General features: G+C 65.3%; 16 protein-coding genes and 1 pseudogene. 6 read left to right on the top strand and 11 right to left on the bottom strand.

All coding sequences use genetic code 11. The annotated features are described in order from the left end of the window. Both QM590_RS06485 and QM590_RS06480 read right to left on the bottom strand, forming a co-directional pair. A partial coding sequence (locus tag QM590_RS06485; protein ID WP_502942409.1) for a transposase occupies positions 1-334 on the bottom strand: 334 nt, incomplete at its 3' end. 58 nt (positions 335-392) lie between these two features. After that, positions 393-593, bottom strand: a complete 201-nt coding sequence (locus tag QM590_RS06480) for a hypothetical protein (RefSeq protein WP_269594215.1) — start codon at positions 591-593, stop codon at positions 393-395. 166 nt (positions 594-759) lie between these two features. Here QM590_RS06480 and QM590_RS06475 point away from each other — a divergent pair, with 166 nt between their 5' ends. Beyond that, the gene (locus QM590_RS06475) at positions 760-2,127 is read left to right on the top strand and encodes a glycosyltransferase 87 family protein (protein ID WP_269594214.1); all 1,368 of its coding nucleotides are present in this window, start codon (positions 760-762) and stop codon (positions 2,125-2,127) included. Here QM590_RS06475 and QM590_RS06470 read toward each other — a convergent pair. The 8 genes from QM590_RS06470 to QM590_RS06435 all read right to left on the bottom strand — a co-directional run bounded on the left by QM590_RS06470 (position 2,097) and on the right by QM590_RS06435 (position 11,106). Further along, positions 2,097-2,366, bottom strand: coding sequence for a YciI family protein (locus QM590_RS06470; RefSeq protein ID WP_149405883.1), 270 nt, complete (start codon positions 2,364-2,366; stop codon positions 2,097-2,099). The genes QM590_RS06475 and QM590_RS06470 overlap by 31 nt on opposite strands. A 1-nt stretch (position 2,367) precedes the next feature. After that, positions 2,368-3,765, bottom strand: a complete 1,398-nt coding sequence (locus tag QM590_RS06465; protein WP_149405882.1) for a sugar porter family MFS transporter — start codon at positions 3,763-3,765, stop codon at positions 2,368-2,370. Positions 3,766-3,987: 222 nt separating this feature from the next. Next, entirely contained in the window at positions 3,988-4,734 is a 747-nt protein-coding gene (locus tag QM590_RS06460; protein ID WP_269594213.1) for an SDR family oxidoreductase, read from the bottom strand. A gap of 92 nt (positions 4,735-4,826) precedes the next feature. Then, complete coding sequence (sigJ, locus tag QM590_RS06455) at positions 4,827-5,687, bottom strand: RNA polymerase sigma factor SigJ (protein WP_269594212.1); 861 nt, start codon at positions 5,685-5,687, stop codon at positions 4,827-4,829. A 97-nt stretch (positions 5,688-5,784) separates the two neighbouring features. Further along, positions 5,785-7,890 (bottom strand): 3-hydroxyacyl-CoA dehydrogenase NAD-binding domain-containing protein, encoded by a 2,106-nt coding sequence (locus QM590_RS06450; protein WP_269594211.1) that lies wholly within the window; start codon positions 7,888-7,890, stop codon positions 5,785-5,787. Beyond that, entirely contained in the window at positions 7,887-9,113 is a 1,227-nt protein-coding gene (locus QM590_RS06445; RefSeq protein ID WP_068050622.1) for a thiolase family protein, read from the bottom strand. The genes QM590_RS06450 and QM590_RS06445 overlap by 4 nt, the downstream gene beginning before the upstream one ends. A gap of 72 nt (positions 9,114-9,185) precedes the next feature. Continuing rightward, complete coding sequence (locus QM590_RS06440; protein ID WP_269594210.1) at positions 9,186-10,466, bottom strand: HRDC domain-containing protein; 1,281 nt, start codon at positions 10,464-10,466, stop codon at positions 9,186-9,188. Positions 10,467-10,506: 40 nt separating this feature from the next. Beyond that, entirely contained in the window at positions 10,507-11,106 is a 600-nt protein-coding gene (locus QM590_RS06435) for a DUF3000 domain-containing protein (RefSeq protein WP_149405878.1), read from the bottom strand. A 125-nt stretch (positions 11,107-11,231) separates the two neighbouring features. Here QM590_RS06435 and hemE point away from each other — a divergent pair, with 125 nt between their 5' ends. The 5 genes and pseudogenes from hemE to QM590_RS06410 all read left to right on the top strand — a co-directional run bounded on the left by hemE (position 11,232) and on the right by QM590_RS06410 (position 17,409). Further along, a complete protein-coding gene (gene hemE / locus QM590_RS06430) occupies positions 11,232-12,305 on the top strand; it encodes a uroporphyrinogen decarboxylase (protein WP_269594247.1) in 1,074 nt (357 codons plus the stop codon). Next, positions 12,302-13,657 (top strand): protoporphyrinogen oxidase, encoded by a 1,356-nt coding sequence (locus QM590_RS06425; protein WP_269594209.1) that lies wholly within the window; start codon positions 12,302-12,304, stop codon positions 13,655-13,657. The genes hemE and QM590_RS06425 overlap by 4 nt, the downstream gene beginning before the upstream one ends. Before the next feature lie 4 nt (positions 13,658-13,661). Beyond that, the gene (gene hemQ, locus QM590_RS06420) at positions 13,662-14,357 is read left to right on the top strand and encodes a hydrogen peroxide-dependent heme synthase (RefSeq protein WP_068050615.1); all 696 of its coding nucleotides are present in this window, start codon (positions 13,662-13,664) and stop codon (positions 14,355-14,357) included. After that, entirely contained in the window at positions 14,354-15,058 is a 705-nt protein-coding gene (locus tag QM590_RS06415) for an HAD family hydrolase (RefSeq protein ID WP_269594208.1), read from the top strand. Before hemQ ends, QM590_RS06415 begins: the two co-directional genes overlap by 4 nt. 57 nt (positions 15,059-15,115) lie before the next feature. Next, positions 15,116-17,409 (top strand): annotated as a pseudogene (locus tag QM590_RS06410) (molybdopterin-dependent oxidoreductase). Here the strand turns inward: QM590_RS06410 and QM590_RS06405 are convergent. Beyond that, entirely contained in the window at positions 17,387-17,845 is a 459-nt protein-coding gene (locus QM590_RS06405; protein WP_045195371.1) for a MaoC family dehydratase, read from the bottom strand. The pseudogene QM590_RS06410 and the gene QM590_RS06405 overlap by 23 nt on opposite strands. Between the last annotated feature and the right edge of the window lie 46 nt (positions 17,846-17,891).

Genomic DNA, 17,891 nt, shown 5'->3' with positions numbered 1-17,891 from the left:
GACGCTTCTTCACGATCTGCGGCGCGAAGGAGGAATCGATGTCCCGCGGGACTTCGATCTCCACCGGCCCGATCTCGGTAAGCACCGTCTTCGAGCGAGTGCCGTTACGGGAGTTGCCGCTGCCGCGGCCAGCAGCATCATGTTTTTCGTAGCCGAGGTGCTCGGTCATCTCCGCATCCAACGCGGTCTCGAGGACATTCTTGGTGAGCTGATTGAGGAGCCCGTTCGGGCCCATCAACTCCACGCCCTGCTCCTTGGCTTGCGCCAGGAGCTGCTCGGCCAACTGCTTCTGATCCACCTCGGTCGCTGCCATGGGATCCAGTGTTTCGGTCATCGTCGATCCTTCCCACCAAGCTGAGCTCGGCGTGTCGAACCAAGGACCGGATCAACCGTTATTCAGACAGTCCCGCCACGGCCGCGCACACACCGAGGATGATCACCGGTCCCGTCGTCAACAGCGCCATCGAGACGGAGTCGGCAGAGTAGAACGCTGCAATATCCGAGGTGAGGGCAGAGGTGCTGCCGAACAACAGACGCAGGCAGAGACCGAATGCCACGACGGTGACGACAGCGAACACGGTTCGGAAATTCATTGCCTGCTTCCGGTGTCGGATCCACAGATTGTTTCGATAGCTCACAATGCACTAGCGGTCAGGTGAAAACCTTGTCGACCCAGCCGACATTTTCTTTGCGAATATGTGACCTGTGTGACTGGTGTGTCGTGGCTGGACAAACCGGGACGACTGGCATGTTTTGTCCATGACCCTCGTCTTCGACGGTAGAACCGACGTCTCGGACAGCCGAGTCGATCCGGCTCTCGGCGCCGGTGACTCCGACTGGGCGGCCGTCGAATGCGTGGATGACGCTCCTGCTCTGGATTCCCGGAACGACGGGGTGGAGCGACGACATTCGCGTTGGTTCGTGGCGATGTCGGCAGTGATCGGTGTGGTGGCATTCGCCGCTCACGATCGTTTGCTGTCGTTCGACTCGTTGTACGGATTGTTCGGCAACGGTGTCGACGCTCTCGTCTACCGGCACGGCGGCGCAACCGTGCTCAGTGGCGAAGGGCTGTACTCGTTCTCGTTGTTCGGCACGCTGCCGTTCACGTATCCGCCGTTCGCCGCGGTGCTGTTCGCGCCTCTGGGCTTGCTGTCCGATACCGCCACCGGATTGCTGGTGAACATATCCAACGTCGTATTGCTCTACGGAGTGGTCCATCTCAGTTGGCGTCGACTCGGTTACGAGAACTGCACGCGGACCAAGGTGGTGAGTGTGGCTCTTGCAGTGGGCTGCTCGTGGCTCGAGCCGGTGCGCATGTCGCTGTGGTTGGGCCAGATCAATCTGCTGTTGCTCGCGTTGGTGCTGTGGGATCTCGGTAGGCCCGAGGGCAGTAGGTTCCGAGGGTTCGGTGTCGGAATTGCGGCCGGTCTGAAGCTGACGCCGGGCCTGTTCGTCGTCATGTCGATCGTGCAGAAGCAGTGGCGAACGGCATGGACCGCGGCCGTCACCGGTCTTGTCACGGTGCTGATCGGGTTCGTGGTCGTGTTTTCCGACGCGTGGCGCTACTGGACCTCCGCGATCCTCGCTTCGGACCGGGTGGGGTCGACCACGTCTCCCGCGAATCAGTCGGTTCGGGGGATGGTGGCGCGGGCGTGGGGAACCGAGCATCCGCCTGTGTTGGTGTGGTTGCCGGTGGCGGTGCTCGTCCTTGCCGCGGGGATGTGGGTCTCGTATCGAGCTCACCGGGCGGGTAGAACACTGCTGGCGATGACGCTGTGCGGTCTCACGGCCCCGATGGTTTCGCCGTTCTCCTGGGGCCATCACTGGGTGTGGTGCGTTCCGCTGCTGGTGATCGGACTCGACGCGTGTTCGCGGTCGAGCACACGACACCGCATCCTCCGTGTTCTCGGAATACTCGCCGCCACAGCGCCTTTCGTGGCCTGGTATCGCACTCAGGCCGATGTGGTGGTGATCGGCACGTTCATGCAGTCCGTATCGCCGATTCTCGACGGAGGACTGCGGAACGCGTATTGCGTTGTCTACGTGATCGTTCTGGCGGTAGCGGCGACAGGATTGCGCAAGGACTCGACGATCCGTTACGTCCCAGCGACCAATTCTTCGATCTGAACGCGATCTATCAGATGGGCCAGGGCGAAGGGGTCGTGTGCGAACATCCGCTCCACACTTGCTTTGTCGGTGCCTTCGACGATCATCGTGGTACCACTGTGATCGGCGAGCGGGCTCGACGATCGGAGGATCTTGCGGCGCTCGAGTTCTCGCAACCAGGCGCGGTGATCGGTGCGGTGATCGTCACGGCCCGAGGAGGTCTCGGGGGTGTACGCGTATTCGACGACGAACATCGGCATGTCAGATCTCCATGTCCTCGAGCTCCATTCCTTTGGTTTCCTTGATCTTGTACTTGACGAAGAAGAAGGACACGATCGCGAAGAACGCAAAGAACGAATAGATGAATCCGAGTCCGATTGTGTCGGACAACGGCGGAAACGCGAGTGTGATGGCGAAGTTGGCAATCCAGTTCGCGGCAGTACTGATACCGAGTGCGACTGCTCGCATTCGGTTGGGGAACATCTCTCCGAGCATCACCCACATGATCGGGCCCCAGGTTGCGGCGAAGAACACGACGAAAAGGTTGGCACCGACGAGAGCCACAGGGCCCCAGGGCGACGGCAATTCGAGTTGGTCCCCGCTACCCACTGCCTGGCTGAACGAGACGGCCGCGAGTACGAGGCCGACGAACATTCCGATCGAGCCGATCATGAGCAGATTTCGTCGGCCGAATCGGTCGACGAACAAGATGGCGACGAATGTCATCGTGACATTGATGACCGAAGTGATGACCGAGGTGACGAACGATTGATTCTCGCTGAAGCCGACGGACTTCCACAGAGTCGTCGAATAGTAGAAAATCGCGTTGATTCCGACGAACTGCTGCAGGATGGCCATGGTGATACCGACCCAGACGATCGGTTGCAGCCCGAACTTCGGTCCACGGATATCGGCGAAAGATGATTTCGATTCCCGACGCAAGGTCAGTCGGATCTGTTTCACCCTCTCGTTCGGGTTCACCTCCCCGGTGATGTCTCCCAGAATGCGGGCCGCTTCCTCGTCGAGATGTTTTCCGACGAGGTATCGGGGCGACTCGGGGATCAGCGTGGCGAGAAAGCCGTAGACGAGTGCCGGTGCGACGCCGACCAGGAACATCCACCGCCAGGCCTCGAGTCCGAACCACAGGTCGTTCGACGGTCCGCCTGCGGCGTTCTGCAGCACCGCGTCCGACAGCAGCGCAGCGAAGATTCCGATGGTGATGGCCAGCTGCTGCAGCGAGGCCAATCCACCTCGATAGCGGGCCGGGGCTATCTCCGAGATGTATGCGGGCGCGATCACCGATGCGATGCCGATGCCGAGGCCGCCGAGTACACGCCAGAGCATGAGATCCGGGACGCTGAACGCGAACCCGGATCCCACCGACGAGATGGTGAACAGTGCGGAACCGAGCAGCATCACCTTCTTTCGGCCCCAGCTGTCGGCGAGCCGGCCGGCGAACCAGGCACCGACCGCGCAACCGAGAAGTGCGATGGCCACCGCGAAGCCGGTGACGAACGACGACAGTGCGAAGTTCTCCTGGATGGAGTCCACCGCGCCGTTGACGACGGACGAATCGAACCCGAACAGGAAACCGCCGACAGCGGCGGCAATCGTGACTCCGATGACTTTGGCAGTGTGCCGATCGGTGGATTGCGTCATCACGTGACCCAGCTTTCGAGGTGAACCAGCATCCTTGGTGGTCGATCGCCATCATCGTCCTCGCACCGACGGAATGGGAGCGAAATCGACTCGATATTCGTGGCGTACAGGAATCGGCTCGCCGAAAAAGGTGAATTGTCCGATATTCCGGCTGTCGAACTCGAAGTTGCGGACGGGAAACTGCCGAAAGTCGTCCACAGCTTCGAGTTCGGCGGCAGATGGCTAGTGCGCCTGGGCGGCCGACCACTGATCGAAGGTCTGGAGACCGTGATCCGACTCGGTCGTGGTGACCAGCGTTCCGTCTCGCATCGCGCGACCGTACGCGCCGGGGATCGGGACTTCGAGCACCAGGCCGCGCGCACCGATGGCCCGTGCGTAGCGCCGCACCATCTCGGCCATGCGTTCTTCACGTGGTCCACCGAGATCCGCGACCCGACCTGCCGGGGACCGCTCCGCGAGGTCGATCAGTCGTTCGGCGACCTCGCGGGCCGCGATCGGTTGCGAGACCATCTTCGGGATGATGCTCACCGGACCGAACGACGCCTGCGCGCGGATCTGGCCGGCGAACTCGTGGAACTGGGTGGCTCGAAGGATCGTCCAGGGCACTGCTCCAGCACCAACGAGGCTCTCCTGCTCCACCTTGCCGGCGTAGTAGCCGTGCGGTGCCTTGTCTATTCCGACGATCGACAGCGCCAGGTGATGGCCGACACCGGCCGCGCTCTCCGCGTCGAGCAGGTTTCGCGTGACGGCGGCGAAGAACGCCGTCGACTCTTTCGCCGAGACTGTCCGCGTCGACGCGACGTCCACGACCGCCTCGACTCCGGCCATGGCGTCGGACAGTCCTGCCCCGGTGACGAGATCCACACCCGCAGATCGCGACAGAACGACCACGTCGTGGCCGCGTTCACGCGCAACCTCGACCACGTGCACTCCGACTGTTCCGGTTCCCCCGGCTACGGCTAGCTTCATCGTGTATCCACCTGTTTCTCGAGAGTTGATCGGACCGCATGTGGCGGGCCTCTACTCTCTGACGACACAGCCGCGACGAATGTATGCGTGCATCAGACCCAGTGGCGGAGTTTGTCCGGATTGAGCACGATCCAGACGCTCGAGACCACGCCGTCGGCGACGTCGAACCCGATGACGCCGAACACCACGCCGTCGCGCCTCATCGCGATGCCCGACAGGCCGTTGACGGGTTCGATGGACCACTCGAGGTCGGTCGACTTGGCGGTGATGCCGCGAACGAATCGAGCGACTCGATCGGATCCGAGGACGGCGTTGCGGGCCGCCGAGACGTGGCCGCCGCCGTCACTGACGAGGGCGACGTCGGGCGCGAGCACCGAGACGAGGGATGCGAGATCTCCGCCCGCCGAGGCCGACGCGAAAGCCCGCACGACGCGGTCGTGGTCGATGGGGTCGGCGACGGAGCGGTGACGGGAATGCACGTGAGCTCGTGCGGCAGAGGCGAGTTGGCGGCAGGCGGCCGGTGATCGATCCAGGACGGTGGCGATCTCGTCGAACGGGACGGCGAACGCGTCGTGCAGTACGAAGGCGACTCGCTGCGCCGGACCGAGCGACTCGAGCACGACGAGCAGCGCGAGGGTCACCGAATCCTGTTGCACTACTCGGTCGGCCGGGTCCATCGTGGCCGCGTCGCGGGAATCGGCGCCGGGGACCGGTTCCGGCAACCACTGACCGACGTAGTTCTCGCGTCGAGCGCGAGCAGAACTCAGTACGTCGAGGCAGATGCGACCTACCACTCGGGTGAGCCACGCCGCCGGGACGTCGATGGCGTCACGTTCGGCGTCGGTGAGTCGGTACCAGCGAACGAGAGCCTCGGAGGCGGCGTCTTCGGCGTCGCTGTAGGAACCCAGCATGCGGTAGCCGATTCCGATCAACCGACTGCGTTCGCTGTTCATCGGGTCAGACCTTATCTCGACACGAAAAAGCCGAGTTCGAGGTCATGGACGAAAATCCGGAGAAATCCGTCCACGACCTCGAACTCGGCGGGCAGTGCTAGACGCTGGCTACGCCCGGTGCGAGGAAGCGCTGACCGGTGGCGGCCTCGGAGGCCCCACTACGGTCGAGGTACGGAGTGATGCCGCCGTTCCAGAAGCCGAATCCGCCGCCGAGGAGCAGGCAGAGGTCGATGTCCTCGGCTGCTGCCACGACGCCCTCGTCGAGCATGATCTTGATCTCGTCGGCGATCGCGTTGCGGGTGCGCTCGAGCACCTGCTCGGCGGTCGACGGCGAATCGCCCTGCGGCCAGAGTGCGGCGACCTCGGGATCGACGACCTGGCCCTCGGGTCCGTAGGTCCACACACCCGGCTTCTTCGCCTCGACGAGAGCGCGGAACCCGGCGGAGTCCTTGAACCGCTCCGGGTATGCCTCGGCGAGGGTTTCGGCAGTGTGCAGTGCCACGGCCGGTCCGACGAGTGCCAGCAACGTCAGCGGGCTCATCGGCATGCCGAGTTCGCCCACAGCGCCGTCGGCGACATCGAACGGGGTGCCCTCGTCGATCGCACTGATGATCTCGTTCGACGCGCGAGTGACGAGACGGTTGAAGACGAATCCGGGAAGATCCGCCGACAACACCGCCGACTTCTTCAGTGTCTTGGCCGTCGCGAATGCCGTTGCGAGAGTGGCGTCATCGGTCTTCTCACCCTTGACGACCTCGAGCAGTGGCAGGACCGCAACGGGGTTGAAGAAGTGGAAGCCCACGACGCGCTCGGGGTGCTTCAGGTCTGCAGCCATCTTGGTGATCGACAGCGAAGACGTGTTGGTCGCGAGGATCGTTTCGGCAGAGACGAATTCCTCGACCTCGGCGAACACCTTCTTCTTCACGTCCAGGTTCTCGAACACGGCCTCGATGACGAAATCCGTGTTCGCGAACGCGGACTTGTCGATCGAGCCGGACACCAACGCCTTCAACCGATTTGCGGCATCGGGGGACAGGCGCTTCTTGCCGAGCAGCTTGTCGATCTCGCCGTGGACGTAGCCGACGCCCTTGTCGATGCGCTCCTGATCGATGTCGGTGAGGATCACCGGCACCTTCAGCTGCCGAACGAACAGCAGTGCGAGCTGGCTGGCCATCAGGCCGGCACCGACGATGCCGACGCCGGAGATCTTGCGCGCCAACGACTTGTCGGGTGCACCGGCGGGACGCTTGGCGCGCTTCTGCACCAGATCGAAGGCGTACAGCCCGGCGCGAAGCTCGTCCTTGACCAACAACGTGGACAGGGCCTCGTCCTCGGCCGCGAAGGCCTTGTCGAGTGAGGCAGAGTCGGTGATGTCGGTGCTCTTGGCGAGCTCGAGCAGCTCCACCGCGGCGACGGGGCCGGGGGCGAAGTTGTTGGTCTTGCCCGCGACGATGCCCTTGGCGCGGGCGATGGCGTCGTCCCAGGCCTGCCCGCGGTCGATCTCGGGTCGGGCAGGGGTGATCTCGCCCTTGACGACCTGAGCAGCCCACGCGAGGGACTGCTCGAGGAAGTCGGCTCCGCCGAAGAGCGCGTCGGCGATACCGAGGTCGAGTGCCTGCTGCGGCTTGAGGACGCGGTTCTGGTTCAGTGCGTTCTCGATGACGACGGTGACGGCGTTGGAGGCTCCGATGATGTTGGGCAGCAACTGAGTTCCGCCCCAGCCGGGTACCAGGCCGAGGAAGGCCTCGGGCAGGCCGAGCGCGGCGGCATTCTCCGCGACGGTCCGGTAGTGCGAGTGCAGTCCCACTTCGAGGCCACCGCCGAGTGCGGCACCGTTGATGAAGGCGAACGTCGGAACGGTCGACTCGCGCAGGCGTCGGAAGACCTTGTGGCCGAGCTGCCCGATCTGCAGCGCCTCGTCCTTGGTCTTGATGTTCGGCACCCCGTTGAGGTCGGCACCGACGGCGAAGATGAACGGCTTGCCGGTGACGGCGATGGCCACCGGGTTCGCTGCGAACGCCTCGTCGAGGGCGGCGTCGAACTTGGCCAGTCCACCGGGACCGAAGGTCGACGGCTTGGTGTGATCGAAGCCGTTGTCCAAGGTCACCAGGGCGATGGAGCCGTCGAGCCCCGGTACGGAGACAAGCTTCGTGAACGCGTTCGTGACTACCTCGTCGCTGAACGCTGTGGTGATGTCGCTCATGCCTTCGCTCCTGAATAGTCAGCGTGGTTGGGGTTCTCCCAGATGACGGTGCCGCCCATGCCGAGACCGATGCACATGGTCGTCAGGCCGTAGCGGACGTCGGGCTGCTGAGCGAACTGGCGGCTCAGCTGCGTCATCAGGCGAACACCCGAGGATGCGAGGGGGTGGCCACACGCGATGGCACCGCCCCACTGGTTGACGCGTGGATCGTCGTCGGCGATGCCGTAATGCTCGAGGAAGGCGAGCACCTGGATGGCAAAGGCCTCGTTGATCTCGAACAGGCCGATGTCGTCGATGCTCAATCCCGTTCGGCCGAGGAGCTTTTCGGTCGCGGGGACCGGTCCGATGCCCATGACGGCGGGATCGACGCCGGCGAAGCTGAAGCCCACCATGCGCATGCCGATGTTCAGGCCGAGTTCGTGCGCGGTGTCCTCGCCGGCAAGGATCGCGGCAGTGGCACCGTCGTTCAGTCCTGCGGCGTTGCCTGCGGTGACGCGACCGGCGGGACGGAACGGCGTCTTGAGTTTGGCGAGGTCTTCGACGGTGGTTCCAGGGCGAGGCGGCTCGTCCTCGGTGGCCAGGCCCCATCCTGCGGCGGACTTGGTGGCGACGGGCACAAGGGTGTCGGCGATGAAGCCGGCCTTCTTGGCGGCGTCGTACTTGTTCTGGCTGGCGACGGCGTACGCGTCGGTGCGGTCCTTGGTGATGCTCGGGAACCGGTCGTGCAGATTCTCGGCGGTGTTGCCCATCACCAGCGCGCTGGGATCGACGAGCTTGTCGGCGAGGAAACGTGGGTTGGGGTCTACGCCCTCACCCATCGGGTGGCGGCCCATGTGCTCGACGCCACCTGCGATCACGACGTCGTACTGGCCGAAGCCGATGCCCGACCCGGTGGTGGTCACCGAGGTCATCGCGCCTGCGCACATGCGGTCGATCGCGAATCCGGGGACGCTGCGGGGGAGGCCGGCGAGCAGTGCGGACGTACGGCCGATGGTCAGGCCCTGGTCACCGGTCTGCGTGGTCGCGGCGATCGCGACCTCGTCGATGCGCTCGGGAGGGAGATTGGGGTTCTTGCGAAGGAGTTCGCGGATTGCCTTGACGACGAGGTCGTCTGCGCGAGTGTCGGCGTACATGCCCTTGGGGCCTGCTTTGCCGAACGGGGTACGGATGCCGTCGACGAAGACAACATTCCTCTGTGAGCTGGTGGACGCGGGTACAGACACGCTTTTCGATCCTCCCGACAGATGCGGACGACTCGCCCGGGTGCCCGGACGCGACCCCTACTGTAGCGGGTATTACCCGTCGGTAACTTGAGAAGGGTGCAGTGCCTTCGTCAGTACCGGCACCACCAGCGTTCGCTGCCAGGGCCGGGCCCCGCCGTCGGCCAGTCGGGCCTCGATCAGCTCGGCCGGGTCGACGTCGGGATCGACCGGCCTCTGCCAATCCCACACCAGGCGGCGCAGCAGATCCGGCATCAACAGATTCTCGACCGGCACCGACACCGATTCGCTGAGCTCGGTCATCGCTGCTCGTACGTCGGCTAGTCGCGATGCCGCATCGGGATCGCGGCGAGCCCACCGATTGACCGGGGGTGGACCGTCGAAAGACGCTGCCATCGAGGGCAATTCCGACGTCGGGAGCGCCCGCGCACGGGTCAGGGCCGAGGCCCACAGTCGGGACGATCTGCGCTGACGGGGACCGCCGAAGACCGGTAGCTGCTCGAGCTCGCGCGCCGACTTCGGGTCCGCCGTTGCGGCCGCCACGATGGCCGAGTCGGGCAACACCCGGCTCGGTGCCACGTCGCGCTTGGCCGCCAGTTCGTCTCGTGTGCTCCACAATTCGCGAACGGCAGCAAGAGTGCGGGGAGATTTGATCGCATGGATCCCCGATGTCCGACGCCACCTGTCGGTCTTGGGTTTGGGTGGCCCAAGGGTGAGGATGTGGGCGAATTCCTGTGCGGCCCAATCGGTTTTGCCCTGCTGTTCGAGCTCTTCGGCCATTGCGTCGCGCAGTTCGAGCAGAACCTCGACGTCGAGTGCTGCGTAGTTGAGCCAGGTGTCGGGTAGCGGCCGGGTGGACCAATCGGCCGCTCCATGGCCTTTCTGCAAGGCCAGTCCGAGGGTGCGTTCGACAATGGCTCCGAGCCCCACTCGATCGAATCCGGCGAGGCGGCCTGCGAGTTCGGTGTCGTAGAGCGTGGCCGGTACCAGGCCGAGTTCGGCGAGTCCCGGCAGGTCCTGATCTGCGGAGTGCAGTACCCACTCGAGAGGGTTGATCACCTCGGCGAGCGGAGCGAGGTCGCCGGTGACCGGGATCGGATCGAGCAGAACCGTGCCTGCGCCGCGGCGACGGAACTGCAGGAGGTAGGCGCGCTGAGAGTAGCGGAAGCCCGACGCGCGTTCGGCGTCGACGGCGAGGGGGCCGTGACCCGATGCGAGAAGGGCTGCAGCCGAGCGCACGGCGTCCGGCGTGTCGACCACGTCGGGTACGCCGTCAGCCGGGGCCAGTAGCGGAACGGCGACAGGCTCGTTCGCCTCGTCGTCCGGCGTGGTCTCGGGAGAACTCTCGGCTGACATGAGATGTGACTCTAAGCCCTGCGGGTGGAAGGACCGCCCACTATGTCCGGCTGGAACTGCGCTGGCCGAGGGTGGTGATGCCCGCGGGCGGCAAACCGGCGGCGTAGGCGAGCACCTCGCAGAACGCCTCGACATGCGTCGAGAGGTCCTCGGACGTGGCCGTCCACGAGGCGCGTAGTTCGAGCTGGTGGGCCTTGGGTGGCCCGGCGATGTCGCCGTAGCGCACCGAGCTGGTCGAGGTGACCGTGCCGCCGAGTGCGTTGAGCGGCTCCGACCGCGACTCCAGTGCGTCGACCAGCCAACTCCAGCCGACCTCGGGGAGCAGAGGATCGTCGGCGAGGGATTCGTCCACGTCCGCTTGGATGTACGCGACCAGTCGGAGGGTGCCGTTCCAGGCCTCGGCACCGTCGGGGTCGTACAGCAGGATCAGGCGGCCGAAGGCGTCGCCGTCGCTCTGTTCGTCGATCTGGTCGGATTCCGGATGCTTGACCTCGGCCCCGATCGCGTAGCTGTAGGGGGCGAGACGCTGCGGCGGCCGGATCGGACCGATTTCGATCGCCGGGTGTACCTGAGCCCGATGCATCGCGTCGATGGCGGCGCGGAACGGCGCAGGTTCGGCGGTGGATTGGGGTTCGGTCACGTCATCGGACGTTAGACGCGTCACGTTGCCTGGACGCGGAGGCGCGCCGGGCCGTGATGCAACCGAAGTCGGTGTGTCGCCCTTGGTGGCAGGAGCTTTCCTCGCGCGTGGCAGCATGGAACCCGATGAACGCCGAACCGCACGCCACAGCCCCCGCCCGTCGAGAACTCCCGGACGCGCCGTTCCTGGCCGCGATCGCAGGTCGAGCTCCCTCGCGTCGGCCGGTGTGGTTCATGCGCCAGGCCGGTAGATCGCTGCCGGAGTACCGCAAGATTCGCGCCGGCATCGGCATGTTGGACTCGTGCTTCCGACCCGACCTCGTGGCCGAGATCACCCTGCAACCTGTGCGTCGGCACGACGTGGATGCGGCAATCCTGTTCTCGGACATCGTCGTTCCGCTCAAGGCCGCCGGTATCGATCTCGACATCGTCGCAGGCACCGGGCCGGTCGTCGCGCAGCCGGTGCGGTCGGCTGCCGATGTGGCCGCACTGCCGATCCTGACTTCGGATCAGGTGGAGCCGGTGGCGGATGCGGTGCGGATCCTCACCCGTGAGCTCGCGGGTACACCGCTCATCGGTTTCGCGGGCGCACCGTTCACTCTCGCGTCGTATCTGGTCGAGGGCGGCCCGAGTCGTAATCACGAGAAGACCAAGGCGCTCATGCGGTCCGATCCGGCGACCTGGCACGCCCTGCTCGACGCACTGGCCACCACGACGATCACCTTCCTGCAGGCTCAGCTCGCCGCAGGCGTCGACGCAGTGCAGGTGTTCGACTCCTGGGCGGGTGCGCTGTCGCTCGCCGACTACCGCGAGTACGTGCTGCCGCATTCGACGCGCGTGTTCGACGCCGTGTCCTCGGCCGGTGTACCCAAGATCCACTTCGGCGTCGGAACCGGCGAGTTGCTCGGGGCGATGGGTGAAGCCGGTGCCGACGTCGTCGGTGTCGACTGGCGAATCCCACTCGACGACGCCGTGCATCGCGTAGGCGGCGGCAAGGTGCTGCAGGGAAATCTCGACCCGGCGGTGCTGTTCGCCGGCTGGGATGCGGTCGAGGCAGAGGTTCGACGAATCACCGCCGAGGCGGATCGCGCGCTGGCGGCCGGTGCTCGCGGACATGTGTTCAACCTGGGCCACGGAGTGCTCCCCGACACCGATCCGGAGATTCTGACCCGGGTGGTCTCGCTGGTGCATTCGTTGTGACGGTTCGGCGGTACGCCGTGGTCGGCGGCGGAATCTCCGGCCTCGTCGCGGCGTATCGCCTTCGGCAGTCCTGCGGGCCGGGTGCCGAGATCACTGTCGTCGAGGCATCGTCGCGTCTCGGCGGCACGCTGCGCACCACCGCGGTCGGCGCGGACTCGCTCGACGTCGGTGCGGAGGCATTCATCGGTCGACGTCCCGAAGTGCCCGCTCTGCTCGCCGAGCTCGGTCTGTCGGATCAGCTGGTCTACCCGGCGCCGGTCCGTCCGCTCGTCTATTCCGGCGGTCGAACTCACGCGCTCCCGGTCGGCACTCTGATGGGCATCCCGTCGTCCGCCGATTCGGTACGGGATCTGGTGGACCCCGAGGATCTGCACCTCATCGAGACCGAGACCTCTCGGCCGTTCGCCTGGACCGCGGGTTCGGACGTCAGTGTGGCCGATCTCGTGGGCACCAGGTTCGGCTCCCAGGTGGTCAGCCGTTCGGTCGATCCGCTGCTCGGCGGCGTGTACTCCGGTTCGTCGAGCTCCATCGGCATCCGTGCGGCACTGCCCACGTTGGCTGCCGCGTTGGACGGTGGAGCAGCCAACCTGACCGAGGCAGTGCTGGCAGCGCTGCCCACCCCGTCGCCGGGGCCGGTGTTCGGCGGGCTGCGCGACGGTTACGCGGTGTTGCTCGATGCCCTCGTCGCTGCAACCGATGCCCGGACGGTGGTCGGTGCAGGCGTCGGTGAGATCCGCCGCGAGTCCGGCGGATGGTTCGTCGACGGCGTCGGACGTGTCGAGGGAGTGGTGCTGGCGGTCCCGGCGCCGATTCTCGGTCGCCTCCTCGCCGAGGTGGTGCCCGCGGCGTCGCAGGCCGCGCGGAACATCGAGCTCGCGTCCTCGGTCGTCGTCGCGCTCGCCTTTCCCAAGACGACCGAGCTGCCGCAGAATTCGGGAATCCTGGTGGCCACCGACGCGGGCTTGGATGTGAAGGCATTCACCCTGTCGAGCCGCAAGTGGCCGCACCTGGCCGAACGTGACGCGGTACTGCTGCGGGCCTCGCTCGGCCGCTTCGGTGACACGACGGCGTCGGACCGATCCGACGCGGAGTCGATCCAGATCGCACTCGCGGATCTCGCGACGGTGGCGAATATCGATGCGCAGCCGATCGCTGCGACCGTGCAGCGCTGGCCGGGAGGCCTACCGCAGTACGCGCCGGGGCACCTCGATCGCGTCGCCGCCATCGAGGCAGGAGTCGCGGACCTACCCGGTCTCGAGGTCACCGGGGCCTGGCAGCGCGGTGTGGGGGTGCCCGCGTGTATTGCGTCCGCCACCACCGCTGCCGCCCGTCTGATCGAAGTGGCACGATAGGGCCATGGCACGCCTCGATTACTCAGCGCTCAACTCGACTCTTCGCTACTTGATGTTCTCGGTCTACAAGGTCACGCCCGGCGTTCTCGGCGAGGATCGGGCCGCGGCCGCCAAAGAGGCGAAGGTGTTCTTCGAAAGTCGTGAAGACAAGGGTGTCGCGGTGCGCGGGGTGTACGACATCGCCGGTATGCGCGCCGACGCCGACTTCATGGTGTGGACGCACGCCGAGCGCATCGAGGACCTCCAGGCGACGTACTCCGATTTCCGTCGCACCACCGCGCTGGGCAAGGCGAGCACCCCGGTGTGGAGCAACACCGCGCTGCATCGACCCGCCGAATTCAACAAGAGCCATGTCCCGGCCTTCATCGCCGGCGAGGATCCGGGCGCGTACATCTGCGTCTACCCGTTCGTCCGGTCGATCGATTGGTACCTGCTGCCCGACGACGAGCGTCGCACGATGCTCGCCGATCACGGCAAGGCCGCACGCGACTACAAGGACGTGCGTGCGAACACCGTGCCGTCGTTCGCACTCGGCGACTACGAGTGGATCCTGGCCTTCGAAGCTCCGGAGCTCGATCGCATCGTGGACCTGATGCGCGACCTGCGGGCCACCGAGGCGAGGCGCCACGTACGCGAGGAGACCCCGTTCTTCACCGGCCCTCGGGTCGAGGTGGACGCGCTCGTCGAATCCCTGCCGTGACGACGACGGGCGCACCCGCGATCGAGGCCGTTCTGTTCGACTTCTCGGGCACGTTGTTCAGGCTCGAGGAGCACCCCTCGTGGTTCGACGGGATCAACGACGCCGACGGCACCCCCGTCGACGGTGCGGGAGCGGCGGAACTGATGCGCCGTATGACGGCACCGGTGGGGGAGACGGTCGAGTTCGACGATGCGACGCGTCATGCGTGGCGAAACCGAGACCTCGATCCGGCCCTGCACCGGCAGGCCTATCTGCATGTGCTCGCGCAGTCCGGTGTCACCGATCCGGTGCACGCAGAATCCGTCTACGGTCGCGTGATCGACGCAGATTCTTGGACGCCGTACCCGGATACCGAAGGAGTGCTGAAAAAGCTTGCTGCCGAATCGATTCGGATCGGCGTCCTGAGCAACATCGCCTTCGACATCCGTCCCGCGTTCGTCGATCGCGGTCTCGACAGGTTCGTCGACGAATTCGTGCTCTCGTTCGAGGTCGGTCACGTCAAGCCGCAGCCCGAGATCTTCCGGCACGCACTGACGGCGTTGGGTGTGGACCCCGCGGTGACGCTGATGGTGGGCGACAGCGACGAGGCCGACGGTGCGGCACGAGAGATCGGATGCCACTTCGCTCTCGTCGATCCGGCGCCGACGTCGCAGCGGCCCGATGCACTATTGAAGGCGCTGCGCGAGTTCGGAATTCGATGACCGGGGTGGTTCGATGACCGGAGTGGTTCGATGACTGGCGTGGCCGGAGTCCAGCACATGGGCCACTGGGGCATGTTCCGCGCCGAGTCGGACGGACGCGATGTCACTGCAGTCCATCCCCAGTCGACGGACAGCAATCCCTCCCCGGTGTTGGGCAACCTCGTCGGTTCGGTGACTCATCGATCCCGTGTCACGTCACCGGCGGTGCGCCGGGGCTGGCTCGAGCACGGGCCGGGGCCGACCGACACCCGTGGCAGCGACGAGTTCGTCGACGTCTCGTGGGACGAGCTCACCGATCTGCTGGCAGCCGAATTACGCAGGGTCGTCGACGCATTCGGCAACAAGGCCATCTACGGCGGGTCGTACGGGTGGGCGAGTGCCGGACGCTTCCATCACGCGCAGAGTCAGGTGCATCGCTTTCTCAACTGCATCGGCGGTTACACGCGATCGGTCCACAGCTACTCACTGGGCGCGACCGGGGTCATCATGCCGCACGTCCTCGGTGCGCATTGGAAGATGTTCTCGCGCTCCACCTCCTGGAACGTGATCGCCGCCCACACCGAGTTGTTGGTGGCGTTCGGCGGAGTTCCGGTGAAGAACACCGGCATCAATCACGGCGGTACGTCGGATCATCCGACCGTCGATTCGCTCGACGCGATGCGCGCCCGCGGTGGGCAGATCGTCACTGTGAGTCCGCTCCGCAACGACATGAACGGCGACGCGCGCTGGATCGCCCCGCGGCCCGGTACCGACGTGGCGATGATGCTGGCTCTGGCTCACGTGCTCGCCGACGAAAAGCTCCACGACACAGAGTTTCTGGAGAAGTACTGCCAGGGATACCCCGAGTTCGAGCGATATCTGCTCGGCATCACGGACGGAATTCCCAAGACACCGCAGTGGGCGTCGGCGATCTGCGGCATCGAGGCCGCCGTGATCGCGGAACTCGCCCGGGAGATGGCGTCGAAACGCACGATGGTGACGGTCACCTGGTCACTGCAGCGAACGCGACACGGTGAGCAGGCCCCGTGGATGGGCGTGACACTCGCGGCGATGCTGGGCCGGATCGGTGTTCCGGGTGGGGGATTCGGGCACGGCTACGGGTCGATGAACGAGCCGGGTCTGGCACCGGTTCCGTATCCGTTGCCGACCTTGCCGCAAGGTGTCAATCCCGTTCCCGACCTGATTCCGGTCGCCGCGGTCTCGGACATGCTGCTGAATCCCGGTGCCGAATTCGACTACGACGGTAGACGATTGACCTACCCCGATATCAAGATCGTCTACTGGGCCGGCGGAAATCCGTTCCACCACCATCAGGATCTGGGACGGCTGCGTCGCGCTCTCGGTAGGCCCGACACCGTCGTTGTGCACGACCCGTATTGGACACCGATGGCCAAGCACGCCGACATCGTGGTCCCGTCGACGACGTCGTTGGAACGATCGGATCTGAGCTGCACACGCAACGATCCCTTGCTCGTCGCGATGGAGCCGGCCGCCCCGCGGTACGCGGACTCCCGCGACGACTACGACACGTTCGCGGAGTTGGCGACGAAACTCGGTGCGGGTCGACAGTTCACCGAGGGGCGTAGCTCGCAGCAGTGGCTCGAGCATCTGTACGAGCAGTGGCGCGGATATCTACGCGCCGGGGGCGTCGATACTCCGGAGTACGACAATTTCCGTCGCGAGGGTTCGTTTCGGATGAAGACCGAGGACGATCTGACGTTCTTCGAGGATTTTCGACGCGACCCGGTGGGCAACGCGCTGCGCACCCCCAGTGGAAAGATCGAGATCTTCTCGGCGACCGTGGCTGGGTTCGACTACGAGGACTGCCGTGGGCATCCGATGTGGTTCGAGCCGCAGGAATGGCTCGGTGGACCACGCGCCCAGCAGTTTCCGTTGCACCTGATCGCCAACCAGCCGCGCACCAGGCTGCACAGTCAGCTCGATCACGGCGCGGTGAGCCGTAACTCGAAGATCGAGGGTAGAGAGCCGATACGAATGCACTCGTCGGCGGCCGGGGCCAGGGGAGTGTCGGACGGCGATGTCGTACGGGTGTTCAACGACCGCGGCTCGTGCTTGGCCGGTGTGGTTGTCGACGACGCCATGCTGGAATCGTCGTGCAGTTGTCCACTGGGGCCTGGTACGACCCGCTCGATCCGGCAGATCCCGATTCGATGTGCGTGCACGGCAGCGTGAACGTGCTCACCGCGGACGAGGGCTCGTCGGCGCTCGCGCGCGGCTGCACCGGCCAGCACGTGCTGGTGGAGATCGAACGCTACGACAAGCCGTTGCCGCCGATCACCGCGTTCGATCCACCTGCTCGGTCCGAGTTCAGAACACGACCCGAGAGATGATCTCGGCGACCAGTGCCGGCTTGTCCTCGCCCTCGATCTGCAACGTTCCTGCCGTCACCATTTGTAGCGCCCCGCCCGATACCTCTTCGACGGAGACGAGGGTGGTCTGCAGGCGCACGTGAGCACCCACCTTCACCGGGTTGATGAAGCGAACCTTGTTGGAGCCGTAGTTGATTCCGAGCTTGGTGTTCTCGATGGTGTAGATCTGCCAGTTGAGCATCGATACCAGGGACAGGCTCAGAAATCCGTGGGCGATGGGTGCGCCGAACGGGCTTTCCTTCTTCGCCCGCTCGACGTCGACGTGGATCCACTGGTGATCGCCCGTGGCGTCGGCGAAGGTGTTGACGCGTTCCTGGGTGATCTGCAGCCAGTCACTGGTGCCGAGGTCTTCCCCCACGGCCGCTTTGATCTGCTCTGGTGAAGTGAAAGTGCGCATACTCACAGTATGCACCGTCGTAATAGGACGCTCGACGGTGAACGAG

The organism is Rhodococcus sp. IEGM 1372 (assembly GCF_030056835.1).
Lineage (GTDB): Bacteria > Actinomycetota > Actinomycetes > Mycobacteriales > Mycobacteriaceae > Rhodococcoides.
This window is presented reverse-complemented; position numbering and strand designations above follow the sequence as displayed.